The 14,780-nt window shown below is 36.6% G+C and carries 16 protein-coding genes; 8 read left to right on the forward strand and 8 right to left on the reverse strand.

The window, feature by feature from the left end; all coding sequences use genetic code 11:
* Window positions 1–56: 56 nt before the first annotated feature.
* Window positions 57–1,715, reverse strand: a complete 1,659-nt coding sequence (locus QPK98_RS06120) for a tetratricopeptide repeat protein (protein ID WP_310992199.1) — start codon at window positions 1,713–1,715, stop codon at window positions 57–59.
* A gap of 518 nt (window positions 1,716–2,233) precedes the next feature.
* Entirely contained in the window at window positions 2,234–2,623 is a 390-nt protein-coding gene (locus tag QPK98_RS06125) for a DUF302 domain-containing protein (RefSeq protein WP_310992201.1), read from the reverse strand.
* A gap of 242 nt (window positions 2,624–2,865) precedes the next feature.
* Here QPK98_RS06125 and QPK98_RS06130 point away from each other — a divergent pair, with 242 nt between their 5' ends.
* The 6 genes from QPK98_RS06130 (at window position 2,866) to QPK98_RS06155 (ending at window position 7,044) form a co-directional block, all read left to right on the forward strand.
* Window positions 2,866–3,168, forward strand: coding sequence for a hypothetical protein (locus QPK98_RS06130; RefSeq protein ID WP_310992203.1), 303 nt, complete (start codon window positions 2,866–2,868; stop codon window positions 3,166–3,168).
* A 110-nt stretch (window positions 3,169–3,278) separates the two neighbouring features.
* Complete coding sequence (locus QPK98_RS06135) at window positions 3,279–3,677, forward strand: DoxX family protein (protein WP_310992205.1); 399 nt, start codon at window positions 3,279–3,281, stop codon at window positions 3,675–3,677.
* A 5-nt stretch (window positions 3,678–3,682) separates the two neighbouring features.
* Complete coding sequence (locus QPK98_RS06140; protein WP_310992206.1) at window positions 3,683–4,102, forward strand: DsrE family protein; 420 nt, start codon at window positions 3,683–3,685, stop codon at window positions 4,100–4,102.
* 12 nt (window positions 4,103–4,114) lie between these two features.
* Window positions 4,115–4,501: a hypothetical protein gene (locus QPK98_RS06145; protein WP_310992207.1), complete on the forward strand. Its 387-nt coding sequence runs from the start codon at window positions 4,115–4,117 to the stop codon at window positions 4,499–4,501.
* A gap of 11 nt (window positions 4,502–4,512) precedes the next feature.
* Window positions 4,513–6,162: a bifunctional metallophosphatase/5'-nucleotidase gene (locus tag QPK98_RS06150; protein WP_310992208.1), complete on the forward strand. Its 1,650-nt coding sequence runs from the start codon at window positions 4,513–4,515 to the stop codon at window positions 6,160–6,162.
* A gap of 285 nt (window positions 6,163–6,447) precedes the next feature.
* The gene (locus QPK98_RS06155) at window positions 6,448–7,044 is read left to right on the forward strand and encodes a TlpA family protein disulfide reductase (RefSeq protein WP_310992209.1); all 597 of its coding nucleotides are present in this window, start codon (window positions 6,448–6,450) and stop codon (window positions 7,042–7,044) included.
* Window positions 7,045–7,172: 128 nt separating this feature from the next.
* On the opposite strand, the gene QPK98_RS06160 is transcribed toward QPK98_RS06155, so the two are convergent.
* The 6 genes from QPK98_RS06160 to QPK98_RS06185 all read right to left on the reverse strand — a co-directional run bounded on the left by QPK98_RS06160 (window position 7,173) and on the right by QPK98_RS06185 (window position 12,534).
* Window positions 7,173–7,757 (reverse strand): hypothetical protein, encoded by a 585-nt coding sequence (locus tag QPK98_RS06160; protein ID WP_310992211.1) that lies wholly within the window; start codon window positions 7,755–7,757, stop codon window positions 7,173–7,175.
* A gap of 133 nt (window positions 7,758–7,890) precedes the next feature.
* Window positions 7,891–8,526 carry an SDR family oxidoreductase gene (locus QPK98_RS06165; protein ID WP_310992212.1) on the reverse strand — a complete coding sequence of 212 codons (636 nt, stop codon included), beginning with the start codon at window positions 8,524–8,526 and terminating at the stop codon, window positions 7,891–7,893.
* 225 nt (window positions 8,527–8,751) lie between these two features.
* Window positions 8,752–9,456: a type 1 glutamine amidotransferase domain-containing protein gene (locus QPK98_RS06170; protein WP_310992213.1), complete on the reverse strand. Its 705-nt coding sequence runs from the start codon at window positions 9,454–9,456 to the stop codon at window positions 8,752–8,754.
* Window positions 9,457–9,474: 18 nt separating this feature from the next.
* A complete protein-coding gene (locus QPK98_RS06175) occupies window positions 9,475–10,635 on the reverse strand; it encodes an iron-containing alcohol dehydrogenase (RefSeq protein WP_310992214.1) in 1,161 nt (386 codons plus the stop codon).
* 18 nt (window positions 10,636–10,653) lie between these two features.
* Complete coding sequence (locus tag QPK98_RS06180; RefSeq protein WP_310992216.1) at window positions 10,654–11,649, reverse strand: NADP-dependent oxidoreductase; 996 nt, start codon at window positions 11,647–11,649, stop codon at window positions 10,654–10,656.
* A gap of 306 nt (window positions 11,650–11,955) precedes the next feature.
* A complete protein-coding gene (locus QPK98_RS06185; RefSeq protein WP_310992217.1) occupies window positions 11,956–12,534 on the reverse strand; it encodes a TetR/AcrR family transcriptional regulator in 579 nt (192 codons plus the stop codon).
* Between the two features lie 293 nt (window positions 12,535–12,827).
* Here QPK98_RS06185 and QPK98_RS06190 point away from each other — a divergent pair, with 293 nt between their 5' ends.
* Window positions 12,828–13,802: an RHS repeat domain-containing protein gene (locus QPK98_RS06190; RefSeq protein ID WP_310992218.1), complete on the forward strand. Its 975-nt coding sequence runs from the start codon at window positions 12,828–12,830 to the stop codon at window positions 13,800–13,802.
* A gap of 425 nt (window positions 13,803–14,227) precedes the next feature.
* Complete coding sequence (locus QPK98_RS06195; protein WP_310992219.1) at window positions 14,228–14,767, forward strand: YcxB family protein; 540 nt, start codon at window positions 14,228–14,230, stop codon at window positions 14,765–14,767.
* Window positions 14,768–14,780 lie beyond the last annotated feature (13 nt).

Here is a 14,780-nt window from a genome sequence, read left to right on the forward strand (position 1 = left end):
ACAAAAATACAGACCTAAAAAGTGTGACATATTTCGATAAAAACGTGATTGCCAAACTAAAAGCCTGACAAATAACCATATAACATAGAGCTATCTTTTAGGTTCATTTTTCTAGATATACGTTCTTTTCGTTTCCTACAAGCTTCGGGAGTGATACTTAATATAGCAGCAATTTCCTTATTTGTTAAATTCATGTAGACATATGAGATAAACCGAATATCATTAGCGTTCAATTCAGAATGATTATCTTTTATAGCGCTTAAAAAACCCTGGTTTACTTCTTCAAAATGTTTAATAAAGTGTTTCCATTCTTCGTCTGACTTTACCAAACTTTTTAATTTTCGGATGTATGCTTTTAAATTCGTTTCTTGTTGAGATCCTCGAGAATTCTCCAAATCGCTCACAATAGAAGTAAGCAGTTCATTTCGTTCCAACAAGTGAAGAGCTTTTGCAGATAATTTTCTGTTTCTAGACTCCAATTCATTTTTAAGACGTTCTTCTTCTAATAATGCCCTCGCTTCTTCTTCTTTTAATTTTTTTTCTAATAAGAGCTTATCACTTTTTTCTTTTTCTAGTTCTAACGTTATTACCTCTTGACTACGAGCATATATTATTTTTCGCTGTTTCCCCTTTATATAGCTATTGCGCAGCGCCCAAGCAATTAAAAGTATAATTATAATGGCTGCCGCCAATATTGTATTAAAAGTATTTCGTTCAGATTGAAGTATTTGTTCGTTTTCTTGTAGTTTGTGACGGTAGTTTTGAATTTCAAATTTTACTCGATTGGTTTCAAAAAGCCGACCATTTTTAATTTTATTCCAATCAGCTGTTGCTTGCAAAACCGAATCTTTTGCATCAAGTGCTTCTAGTAGTTGTCCATTTTTAGCATAAATTGTTGATAATAACTGAAATGCCTCCAAGCGGTCTTCTATACCTTTACTTTCACCTAGTATTGTATTAACATAATCAATAGCCTGTTTACTATTATTTTGATTTAAAGCAATTTCAGACAATAACATTAAAACATCTGTTTTTACTTTTTGACCGTTCTCTTCATCTAATTTTGACAACAAGGGCAACAAAATATCTTTCGCTTGATTATACTGTTTAAACAACACCAAATTTTCTGCTCGCCCTACATAAGCTTGGTTTTTTGTTTTGGGCATATCTTTCAGCAGTGGTATTGCTTCATCAAAATAAGCTTTGGCTTGTTCTAGATCTCCTGTTTTATTTGCTACCAACCCTAAATTAACGGCATAAAACCCTTTTTTTACTGTATTATCATTTCGAACTGCAATTGAATATGCTTTTGTAAAATACGATTTTGCTTTTTCAAAATCTCTTTCTTTTGAGTATAGGATGGCAATATTATTTAGCACAATCATTTCGTACTTGTCATCAAGCTCTTTTATGGCAATGGTATAAGCCTTTAAATAATTATCTAAAGCTTCTCCATAATCTAACATAGAGTAATAATTAGCTCCTATATTATTTACTGCTAAAAAGCTTTGTTTATGCCACTTATTATCACGAGCCATAGCCTGAGCTTTTACTAAAAGCTCTAACGATTGAGTATGCTCTTTTTCAAACATTAAGTTAACCCCTTCTTCAATGATACTATCACAAGTAGCCTTGCTTACATCTTGTGCCCACATAGATATAGTTACAAGCTGCGCAACAATTGCAATTAGAAATAGCTTTTGATTATTTATCAATATGATATTGTTTTAAGATTAAAAGTGTATAAAAATAACTAAAAGTAAATGCTTTTACGAATATAAAAACTATTCTATGGAGATAGAATAAGCAAATCATTCTAAAGGGAAACACAGTAAAAATTCATCCCCTAAAACCCACAGTGATACCTTCACCACCTAAAAAGCAAATTATTCAAATTCTATAATTTATCAGTTATAGCCCCAAGTCTTTTTAAAAAACTGAGTGATTTAGTTTTTTTGAATTGTCTAAAACTTAAATACATTGTAGACAACACTACAGTTCTGACGTCTTAAAACAGATGATATAAGCTAAGAGTTTATGCTTAAATAAATCTAAGGCCATAATAATTTGATGTTATCTGAAGGCTCTAAATTGAGTTTGTTGAGCGTTTGTGTGATAGGTTTGTAGCATATCAAGAATTGATGTAGCTAAAGAAAAAAGCACCTCTTTCGAGATGCTTTTTCAAACCAAATAAATCCACTCACTTTAGAAACGAACCAACCAAGAAACGTTTCTAAATATTTTCAATTACCGCAGTTAATTTCTGCTGTACTTCCTTGGCAATTTCTACCAAAGAATTATTTTCTACTGCCATCATCGAAGCGGCTGGATCTACAGCCGAGACCTCAACTACACCATTTTGGCGTTCTTGTATAATTAGGTTACATGGCAGCATAGTGCCTATTTTATCTTCTGCCTGAAGAGCTTGATATGCCAATTTAGGATTACACGCCCCTAAAATTGTATAATTGTAAAAGTCTGCATCCAACTTTTTCTTTAATGTAGTCTTCATGTCTATAGTTGTCAATACACCAAAACCTGCCTTTTTTAAAGCTTCTGTTGTCTTTTCAATGGCATCTGTAAAAGTTGTATTTTTTAAAGTAGTGCTGATATAATAACGCATAATATTTTTAGTATTTTTCCTTTCATAAATCAATCTAACACAAAGATACGCCTACAGAACGGAATCCACTGTAACAAAGATTACATAAGAAATACGGTTTTAGCCAATCCAAGAAATTAGTGTTTGAAAACATATTCTTGGCTTTGTAACTAATGTTACACTCCAACAGTAGAAAATCTGTACATTTGCCTATAATGAATGCAAAAAACCTAACAGCCTTTTTTTTAACAGGTCTTTTTCTAATGAACCTTTTAGCATTTCAGTCTAATGGCTTGCTACAGGTTTTCAGCGGAAATAAGGTTAGTATCGTTAATCCTTTTTGCGAAAAATCGAATACAGCATCAAATACAGGAGATGAGATTTCCATAGACCTCTCTTCATTTCATTCTCTTGAAATACCTGTAATATGCACTACGGTTTTCGACTTTAAAACCACCGCCTTTTCAATGGTGTTTGCAGAAGACAACTTTAAGGAATACGTATTTTCCAATGCGCTTCATTTGAATCTCTTTTCAGAGCCCTTATTACTTCCTCCCAGAGTTTAACTGCGTTTCTTAGTTACACTTTTTTCGTCAATTAGTATGTTATAGCATGTAAGTTTTTACCCTGCCTTGATCACTATTGACAATTTACACCTCTTTTAAATTATTTTAATATGACTCCAAGTATAACTGTGGGCAGGCGTTCCGTACAACTGCTTCGCATTATGGTAAGCGGAATTTTCTTGATAGCCGGATTCAATCATCTGATAGCTGTAGAAAAAACCGTAAAACGTATAGAATCGGCTCAATTTAAAGGCTTTGCATATTTTTTCGGAAACCTAGAAACTCTAGTCATTCTCTCCGGAATAGTCATGCTAATTGCGGGAATAAGCTTTTTGATAGGCTTTAAAACCCGATGGGCTGCCATTGTACTGCTTCTGATTCTTATACCTATTACTATTACCATCCAGGTAGGACAAATTACCAGCCTAGGCCCGCTATTTAAAAATATAGCCATTGCAGGCGGCCTTTTGTTCTTCATTCTAAACGATATAAAACCCTTTAAAAAATAAACTTTATGAAAACAATTGTTTCAACATTAATACTATCAATCGTCCTGTTCATCGGGAATACACAAGATTCCTATTCACAGGAAAGTGCAAAGCAAAATTATGTAGTACTTACCAAAAAAATACCGCAGCTAAAACCTATTCTTCTGGCTGCTGAAGAACTAGCAAAAGAAGACGCTGCCAATTTTGGCAACTTTGAAGTTATTGTCTGTGGCAAAAACATAGGCGATCTAACTAATATGGAACGCATAAACCCACATCTTACCAAAGCAAAAAAGTTGGGCGTTAACATTATTGCCTGTGGCTTTTCTTTAAAGAAGTTTAATGTAGATGCTAAAAAACTTCCTAAAAATATGCGGATTGTTCCCAACGGAATTCTTCACAATTTAAAACTTCAGAAGCAGGGTTATTTAAGCCTATCACTTTAAATCTAGAAAAAGATGCAAAAAACAATTCAAATAGTACTGCTGCTCTTGAGCTTCAACGCTATTGCACAACAAGATGTAGCACCCATGGATTTTCTGATTATAACTGCTAAGGTGGTAAATCTAGAGCCTACGCTAATGAGCATTGAGAATCTATCGCCTGACAATAACTTCGAAATAGTTTTTTACGGTAAAAACGTTACTGAACTATTGCATCCAGAAACAGAGCAGTTAATACATTCTGCCACAAAATTGAACCTGAAAATGTCAGTTTGTAAAATGTCTCTAGACATGCTAAAAATTAACCCCAAAACCCTTCCAAAGGAAATTCAAGTGGTTGACAATGCGTTTTTATATGCCTTGCAGCTTCAAAAAATGGGATTTAAAACCTTAAACATCTAAATAAAATTGAAATGAAAAAATCTTATAAATATATACTCCCATTAGCAGGCCTTGTTCTTCTATTAGCTTGGAAAACCCCTGCAATTACAAAAACAATTGAAAGTAATAACCAGACTATAGACACTTTAAAAATCACTATTCTGCAAACGGCTGATATTCACGGGCAAATGGAACCACACCCCGAACTGTTTTGGGAGAATGACGAAATTGTATTTAAAGAACGTGGCGGATTAGCTCAAATAAAAACATTGTTTGATACAGAACGCGCAAAAAACCCCGGAAAGACTATTGTTGTAGATGGAGGCGATTTAATACAAGGCAGTGGTTACGTAGCCTTTTCTGAGGGTGAAGTAATGACAGATGTTATAAAGAACATGAATTATGACCTCTTGGTGCCCGGTAACTGGGAAGTTATTTACGGAAAAAAGCGAATGCTAGAAGTATATAAGAAGTTTGAAACGCCAACAATTGTGCAAAATATGCTTCATGAAGACACAAGCGAAAACCTATACCCGTCATATATGGTAAAGGAAATAGATGGTGTTCGCCTTGGATTTATAGGTATAAATGATCCTGATGTTCCCGTAAGACAAAACCCTATTTTTAGTAAAGGAATAGACTTTACCCCTTTAGACAAGGGTGTAAAAAAGCTTATAGACAATATTAAGGTTCAGCAAAAGATAGATGTTATGTTTTTAGTAACACATATTGGAATTTATAAACAAGTTACCTTGGCGAACAGTCCAATTTCTGAAAATGTAGATTATATTCTCGGCAATGACACACATGAACGCGTTCGGGAGCCTATTGAAGGCAAATATGCAAAAGTAACTGAACCAGGAGCTTTCGGATCTTTTGTGGGGAAACTCAACCTTTATTTTGTAGATAACAAACTGGTAAAAGACGACTATGAATTAATGGATGTAGATCCTGAGGTTTATGCCGCCAATCCTAAAATACAGGCTATAATTGATAAGAATAAAGCGCCTTACAAAGAAAATCTTGAAACCGTTGTGGGTTACACCAATACCCCAATGTACAGGTATTTAACGGTAGAAAACCCTACGGACAATCTTGTTACTGACGCCGCACGCTGGAAGACTGGTGCCGATATTTCAATATCTAATGGGTTTCGGTTTGGGAACCCCATTGTGCCAGAAAATGGAAAACCTGCGCCTATAACCCGAGCAAACCTATGGAACTTACTACCCGTTAACGAGCCCGTAAAAACGGGTAAAGCTACCGGAAAGCAAATAAAGATGTGGTTGGAAAACGAAATGCACAATGCTTTTTCCCAAAATGCTACGGAACGCTTTGGTGGCTGGTTGGTTCGTTTCTCGGGAATGAAAGTGGAATTCAACAGCCAAAATGATAAAAATCAGCGCATCAAATCTATTGAAATAAATGGCGAACCCATTGACGAGAATAGGTACTATACAGTTTCTGCCTGTGAGCGCCCCGGAGACCCTGAAGATGTGCTTTGTAGAATGCCAAATGTTGAAGATGTAGAAACAAAAGACTACACAATTCATGAAGTAGTAGAGGAATACCTAAAACTTCACTCCCCCATAAGCCCTGGAATGGATAAGCGGGCCTATTGCGAATATTTAGGCGAAAAATCATTTTCTACAGTGCCCGGAACAGATTATATATTCAAATAGCCGTGACCAACTAAGACTTAAGGTCGCTGCGCTAAAAGATGTAAGACCGGCCTGACGTGCATTGGCAGGCAGGCGTAGGACTTGATTCCGAATAGATTGACAATTAGGCTAGGTTGATTAAACATAACTCTTTTTCATTAAACCCTAGTTGTTACTTCAATAGTATGGTGTAAAATAACAAAAAAGCTTCAAAAGCCTAATAACACACAGGTAATTGATTTTTTAAATATTTTAATCGGACACTAATAATATCAAATAAAAAATAATAGTATAAACACAATAGTTATGAATAAAAAACTTAGAAAAAACAGCATTGAATACGGGCTTTTTGGCCTCGTTATACTGGCGATTTACCTATCGGGAATTCATACCGAAGTTATCGGTTTTGCCCAACGCGGTCTTTTAGCCACAGGAGCAATGAACCCCGATGTAACACACGTAGCAGAAACTAAATCGACTAATGAAGCATCCGCTACCAAGGCCAATTTCAATCTGAAATTAATAAATTCAAAAGGCGAAAAAGTTTCGATGGAAGCCTTTCGGGGGAAAACAATATTTATCAATTTTTGGGCTACGTGGTGCCCGCCGTGCGTTGCCGAAATGCCTGGAATAAACGATATGTACAACGATATTGACACCGATAAAATTGAAGTTTTAATGGTTTCGTTTGACCGAAAATTTGACAAAGCCATTCAGTACAAGAATAGCAACAATTTTGACTTTGAGGTTTACGCCCCTGCTGCCGCAATTCCGCAAATGTATAATTCGCCCAGTATTCCCACTACGTTTATAATAGATTCCAAAGGAAACTTAGTTTTTACGCATAAAGGCATGGCCGATTATAACCGATCCGATTTCAAAAAATTCTTAAAAAGCCTTTAAAGCAGCTTAAGCTTTTAACTAGAAAATCCATCTGCCGCGGCAGATGGATTTTTTTGTGTTGTAATTACATATTAAGATTCAGGACTTTCTCTCAAATCAAAAGTCTCACATTTCAAATTTAACAGCTATCAATTTGCTGGCGAAATCATAATGTGAGACCGGTGTGTATCAGCATCCATTAACCATGGCATTCCCGGAGCCTGAGGCTTTGTTGGCAAGCCAGTACTAGCACCAGTCATATAAGGTTTGTAAAGCACATAGCGTATTCTACTATTTTGTAATTCGCCAGTTTCAGGATTAAGGTCTTTCTCTTCTGCCCCCAATACATAGACCATTGAAGGTTCTTTAGGCATTGTTAAAGTGCCTGCGTCTATTTCAACCTTTCTCACCTCTTGCTTTTCCTTATTGGATTTCCCTTCAGCTACCAACTCTCGGCCTCTTGCCATAAACGGTTCTAATTCGGCGGCATAACATGCAACGCTTATCCCCTCTTTTTCAGGATCGTCTGCCAAACATATTACTCCATTATTGCCTTCGCGCAAGCTTACGAGTTCTCCATCCGGATTGTAACCCAGTACCGTGGCATCATCCTGATACATTTCTGGTGCAGCCATAACCGCCATTTTAATCTGAACATCTTTTGGTAAGATCTTATTCTGTGAAAATGCGGTAAATGCAAAAGCAAAAACAGCAACAAACATAAAATTTTTCATAACTAAACTTTTTAAATTGAAAGCTTAAGATACAAAAATATTCAACATCTAAAATCAATATTGTTTAGTTAATGGCGCCCAACTAGAAAAAACGAAATATGGCTCAGGACTAAGGTATAATTAGTGGAACTGTTTATTTTACAGCTTCTTTTATAGGTGTGTCACCACTCATAATTTCAAAGGTTTCCTGAGGTTTTATCGCATCAGGTAAAACTTCTACCAAAGTTTGGGCAACATCGGCTCTTGAGATATTACCGCTTTTATCCAGCTCTGCTATTCCGCCAGATTGAATTTTTCCGGTTGCTTCTGCATTGGTCAGTGCACCAGGACGTACGATAGAATAATCTATTCCGCTGGATTGCAAATAGGTGTCGGCATTTTGCTTTGCTTTCAGATAGTCTGTAAGATCACCGCCTTGCGAAGGATCGTCGGTTCCGATAGACCCGAGCATCACAAACTTTTTAAGTCCTGCTTCTTTTGCCGCATCTACCATTTTTTTGGCACCATCTTGATCGACTCCATAGACATTCTTACCGCCAGAACCGGCTGCAAAAATCACTTTATCAGCGCCTTGAACGGTTTGGCTTACATCACCTTCTAAATCTGCCATTACCGTTTGTACTTGTTGCTTGTCAAAATTGTCTTTTTGTTCTTGTTTTCTAACCATCGCAATCGGATTATATGTTTCTGATTGCTTCAATATGTCGATAATTAGCTTTCCTGTGGTACCGTTTGCGCCGGCAACCAATATATTTTCTTTTGTATTCATAGTATTTAATTTTAAAAGTTTGAGTCTGCTCCGAAAAGTGAAAGGCCCCTAAATCCCCTAAAAGGGACTTTATAACTCCTTTCGTTTTCAGCGAATTCCCTTTAGGGTTCAGGGTAAAAGAGCTGAAAAATTTATAAAAAAGCTTTTTCGGAGTGGACTTAAGTTCAACTATCTAAAACACTGCTCCAAAGCGGTATTTCACTTTGGAACAGTATTTTAATCAATTTAATTCTTAGTATTTAATTTATTCAGTAATAACTCGGCTACTTTTTCTGAAGACGCCGGGTTTTGTCCAGTTATTAGCAAGCCATCTTCCAATGCGTAGGCTTCAAAATCATTTCCTTTACTGAAGATACCTCCATTTTCTTTAAGCATATCTTCTACTAAGAAGGGAACCGCCTCAGTGAGTCCCGCCATCTCTTCTTCAGAATTGCTAAAACCAGTCACTTTCTTGCCTTTTACTAAAGGTTCGCCAGATTCATCTTTTACCTTTTTCAAGGCAGCTGGAGCGTGGCACACAAAGGAAACTGGTTTGTTAGCTTTGTAAAAATCTTCAATTAACTGTGCCGATTCTTCACTTTCAGCTAAATCCCATAAGGGACCGTGACCTCCAGGATAAAATACTGCATCATAATCTTTTGCAGATACCTCAGAGAGTTTGTGTGTAGCTTTCAATTGTTCTTTTAAAGCTTCATCTTTGTCATAACGCTTCGTCGATTCTGTTTGATTTTCTTCTTGCGCACTCGTAGGATCGATGGGCGGCTGACCTCCATCTGGCGAGGCAAGCGTCACTTTTGCACCATTGTCAATTAAATGATAATAGGGTGTGGTAAACTCTTCAATCCAAAATCCGGTTTTATGACCAGTGTTACCTAAATCTTCGTGAGACGTTAATACGATTAATATTTCTTGTTGCTTTGTATTTGTCATCTTCTTTCGTTTTAAAAATTAATAATTCATTGCTACGATTTTCTCCACATCGGCTGGAGTAATATCCTTGCGTTCTCCTAATTCGTTCCATCCGCGGTCTGTAAATCGTTTGGAAATGGTGCTTGCGGTATCGGCATATTCATCTGTATAATCTGAAAGCTTGGTGTCGATACCTAAGGAATGGAAAAACTCTTCGGTTTTTTCGATTCCTGCTTTGGCTTTTTCTTCTAAACTGCCTTCTGTAACCGCCCAAACACGTTCTGCATACTGTGCCAATTTCTCCTTTTTGTTTTCAAAATTGTGGGTGTAATGCCCCGGAAGAATAATAGCTAAGGTGCGGGCGTGATCAATTCCATAAAGCGCAGTCAACTCGTGACCAATCGCGTGAATAGACCAATCGCTTGGTACGCCTTGTTGAATTAGACCATTTAAAGCCATTGTACAACTCCACATAAAATTAGCTGCAGCTTCGTAATCTGAAGGGTCTTTCTGAATAGTAGGTGCCACTTCAATCAAAGTTTGCAATATGCTTTCGGCATAGCGGTCTTGTAACATAGCCCCAATTGGATAGGTCATATATTGTTCCAAAACGTGGGTGTATGCATCGGCAATTCCGTTGGCCAATTGGCGCTGCGGAATGGACGAAACCACTTGCGGATCGAGAACGGAAAACTGTGGAAAAAGCGCGGGTCCTCCCATCGATAGTTTTTCTTTTGTTTCTGCTCGGGTAATAACCGCTCCAGAATTCATTTCAGAACCTGTGGCTGGTAAAGTCAGCACTGTACCGTATGGCATTGCTTTGGTTACCGGTTTGTTTTGCGTGACCAAATCCCAGGGTGTGTGGCCTTCATAATAGGCAGCTCCAGATAGGAATTTGGTTGCATCAATAACAGATCCGCCACCTACAGCGAGCAAATAATCAATGTTTTCAGTTTTGATTACTTCTAAGGCCTTCAACAAGATGCTGTATTCTGGATTTGGCGGAATGCCACCAAACTCCAATACCTGGTTATCTGAAAGTGCTTCTTTTACTTGATCATAAATACCATTTTTCTTGATGCTCCCGCCGCCGTATAGCATTAGGATTTTAGCATCATTTGGAATTTCTTGTGACAGGTTAGCCATTTGCCCCTTGCCAAAAAGAATTTTTGTTGGATTTTTATATTGAAAATTATTCATTACTTCGTTTTATTTAAATTATATTTTTACAATCATTTTACCTTTGTTTTTACCTTCAAAAAGATCTATAAAGGCGTTCGGTATGTTATCAAAACCTTCTACAATTGTTTCTGAAAAATCGAGCTTCCCAGCTTTTAACCATAGTGAAAGTTTGTCCATACCTTCAGGGAATTTGTCGGCAAAATTGCTCACAATAAAGCCCTGCATTAATACGCTTTTCTTAATCAGAAATGGCTCCACACGCGGACCGGTTGGCATTGATGTGCTGTTGTAAAGCGAAATTGCACCACAAACCACAATGCGCCCAAAGCGGTTGATGTTGGCGTGTACACCATCTGAAATTGTTCCGCCCACATTGTCGAAATAAACATCTACACCGTTTAGTGCAGCCTCGGCAATGGCTTTGGTCATATCTTCAGTGGTCTTATAGTTAATCGTAGCATCAAAACCGAATTTTGATTTAAGCATTTCTCCTTTTTCATCAGTTCCGGCAATACCGATTACGCGACAACCTAAATTTTTTCCTATTTGTCCAACTATGCTACCTACCGCGCCGGCTGCACCCGATACGACAATGGTCTCCCCTTCTTTTGGTTTCCCGATTTCGGTTAATCCGTGATAAGCCGTTAAACCTGTCATCCCCAGAACCCCCAAATAAGCTGATAAAGGGGCTTTGTCACCATCTACTTTTAGTAAGTTTTTGCCATCGTTGGTCTGGTATTCTTTCCAATCCAACATTCCGGAGACAAAATCGCCTTTTGAAAAAGAATCATTTTTTGACTCTATTACTTCAGCAATTATTCCAGATTCAACTGGTTTATTCAATTGAAAGGGTGGAACGTAAGATTCCGCATCACTCATTCTGCCTCGCATATACGGATCTACCGAAACGTATTTGGTCTTTAAAAGAACCTCACCGCTATTTACTTCAGGTTTAGCTTCAGTTGTAAATTTAAAATCAGATTCTTGTGGTTTTCCGTTCGGACGTTTATTTAAAAGAATGGTCTTATTCATAACTATTATTTTTTTAGGGTTTACTTAATTCTAATTTAATTAGGCTCTAGTTTATTCTAGCGTTGACTTCAATGTTTCATTTAAAAACACAAGAGTTTCAAGTTGGTCTGAATGGGGAAAATCCGGTTATTCCCTTTAGGGATAGGGTGAAAATAATCGGATTTTCGGTATTTTGTTTTTACCCCTTCCCTAAAGGGTGAAAAAATACCGAAAATTTCAAATATCCAACATGATAGCTATTTTAAACTAGAGTCTTTAATTACTATTTATTAATGAACGTTCATTCATTTTGTTGGATAAATTTTTTTATATTTTGATAGCATCCCAGGCACTTCGAAAGGCTTTTTGACGCATTTCATCATCAAGTGTGTAATAATTCTTCTCCTGAATAGCCAGTAAAAAGGATAATGGATAAACCGTATAGGCATAAAGGATGTAGCTGGAAAGCGGTTTGATGATTCCTTCGTTTTTTCCTCGCTCCCATAAATCGAGTAAGGGTTGCAAATGCTTTAGGCCTTCTTCTGCAACCGCATCATCTATAATTGGTGTGATATCACATTGTGACAAAAAAGTGGCTTCGTCGATTTTATTTAATTTGTAATCGGCGATATTATACCAGATAATCTCAAAGCCTTTTTTTACCGGAAGCTCATCCTCATAACCTTTAAAAGCGTGCTCACTAAAAGAGGCTTTTACCGTTAGATAGAGCGAATTGATTAAATCTTGCTTGTTTTCAAAATATAGATAAATTGTTGCCGGGGCTACCCTGGCAAGCTTGGCAATTTTAGACATCGACGCCTTGTGAAACCCGTGATCATTCACTAAGTTTAAGGTAGCGTCTAAAAGAGCCGTTTTTTTATCTATTACTTTTTCCTTTTTACTCATTTTACATTTTCTTCGGTTAATTAGACAATGCAAATATAAAAAGAATGAACGTTCATTCATTAAAGAATTTAGAGTTTAACAATAATTTATTACAAGCTGCGGAAACGTTCTTGAGAGTATGAGTAAGCCATAGTTTGCGGCACTGTTAGATTAGGGCAATCAATTATGTATCCGCTTTTAAAAACTCAAATTGTCATGTCTGCCGTAAACTCCTTACCTTTATGGAATTAATACAACAAAGGCCTCACAAATTCATTCCAAATTCCTTCAGGATAAATCAAAATTCAGTTCTTATGATGCAGCGTACTAGTAATAAATTTAATTCCGCAGTACTATTAATCCTCAGCCTATCTCTATTAACCGCTTGCCAAAGCACAAAACCCTTGATTAAAAGCGTTAAAAAGGTTAACGATCTTGAAAAAATGGACTTAAAAGGTCCGGTGAAAACCATGAAAGTTAAATCGTATAAAATCTCGGTAAATTCGCGAACAGGGAAAGTAAACAACTATGGTTTGTCAAAAATAAAGCCTAAAAATTTGGTGTATCTATTTAATAAAGATGGCAATATAGTTGAAAAAAGAACCTACGATGGAAAGGGTCAATTACGTGCAAAATCTACCTACACCTATGATATTGAAAAAAGAGAAATCATAGAAAAAACCTATAAAGACGCTAATGAAGTGTCCGATTTTAGGCAGGTTACTTACTACGATAAAAACGGAAACAAAACCAAACTTTTGAGTTATAGCAAAGGCGAAGACGAACCATATAAAGAAACCTTCACCTATGACCAAAGCGGAAATATTCTTGAGGAAATTAAACACAGGAGTTCTGGCCTTTTTAAAACACAGTACAACTATGACAACGAAGGACGTTTAATAGAAAAAACTATCTATAATGCAGAAAACTTATTGATGACGGAAACGTATGCGTACGACGAAAAAGGAAACCTACAAACCGCCGTTCAAGATGAAAATCGTACGGTCCACGCCAAATATATTTTTAAAAAGAAGTATAAAGACGGGAAAGAGATAGAACGCAAATCGCTTAAAAATGGAGCGGTAAATGGTCGGTTTGTTTATTCCTATAACGACCAAGGCCAGCGGATTGAATATAAAAAATATGACGAAAGCAACAATTTGGTTTCTGGAGAAAAAACAGATTTTGAATATGACGACAAAAATAACTGGATACAAAAAATACCTTTTGACCCCAACGGCTTCCCAAAGCGAATGATTGAACGGGAAATAGAATATTTTGGCGAATAGGAAGGCAAAGACCTACGCCATGGCTCAAGTTAATATCCGTCAGAAACACTGTGAATCAAAATCTTACAACAAACCATCAACCGTTCAGTTTTCTGTCATCAACAGCAATATATTTCATGTGTAATTTTCTGTTAACCTCTATCATTATGCTAGAGACACTATCAGTTTTTTAATAACACATCAATTCAACGATACTAAGTACATTCGGGTAATTGACTTTGACTTAACAAGCTTAAAAATTAATACGTTTTAAAAAAGCAATATGACTAATAGAATACACCCGCTCCTACTCCATCATATTCTTTTCCGATTATAGTGCGCTATCTTCCTTTTTAAAAGGAAAAGACAAAACTGTTCTTAACTAAACCAATTATTATATTAATTTCCCTCCCAAACTAGTTTTTTATCAATCTAAGCGTCATACTATGAATTTCACCTATAAATTAAATCAAAAAGACTACCTACAACACACCTTATATTACTATTCAACCAACAAGGACGCCAAAAAGATGCGAACAAAAGCTTGGATTGTGGCCGGTGTTATGCTGGCGTGTTTTTGTGGTATTCTTGCCCTATATGCCGATACCTTTGCCATTTATTTCGGTATTGGGTTCTCGTTGTTTTGCTTCGCCCTGTTTCCCTTTTTCCACAAATTCCGATTAAAAAAAATTTATCGCAAATCGATCAAAAACCTTCATAAAAACAATTTTGATAAGGAGATCCAGTTATTTTTTAATCAAGATCATATCAAGCTTATCAGCGCCACGGGAGAATCAAAGATAAATTACAGCGCCCTCGAAAAAGTTATCGAGGTGTCAGACTACTACTACATGGTCTTTCAAACCGGAACCCAATTGATAATCCCCAAGGAAAAAATAGATTCCGCCGCTATTGAATCAAAGCTTAAAAATCTTACTACTGAACATAAAATTCGGTTTTCCAAGGAACTGGATTGGAAATGGTGATAACAACCAACTA

Origin of the sequence: Aequorivita marina, assembly GCF_031631895.2 — a bacterium.
In the GTDB taxonomy this organism is placed as follows: Bacteria; Bacteroidota; Bacteroidia; order Flavobacteriales; family Flavobacteriaceae; genus Aequorivita; species Aequorivita marina.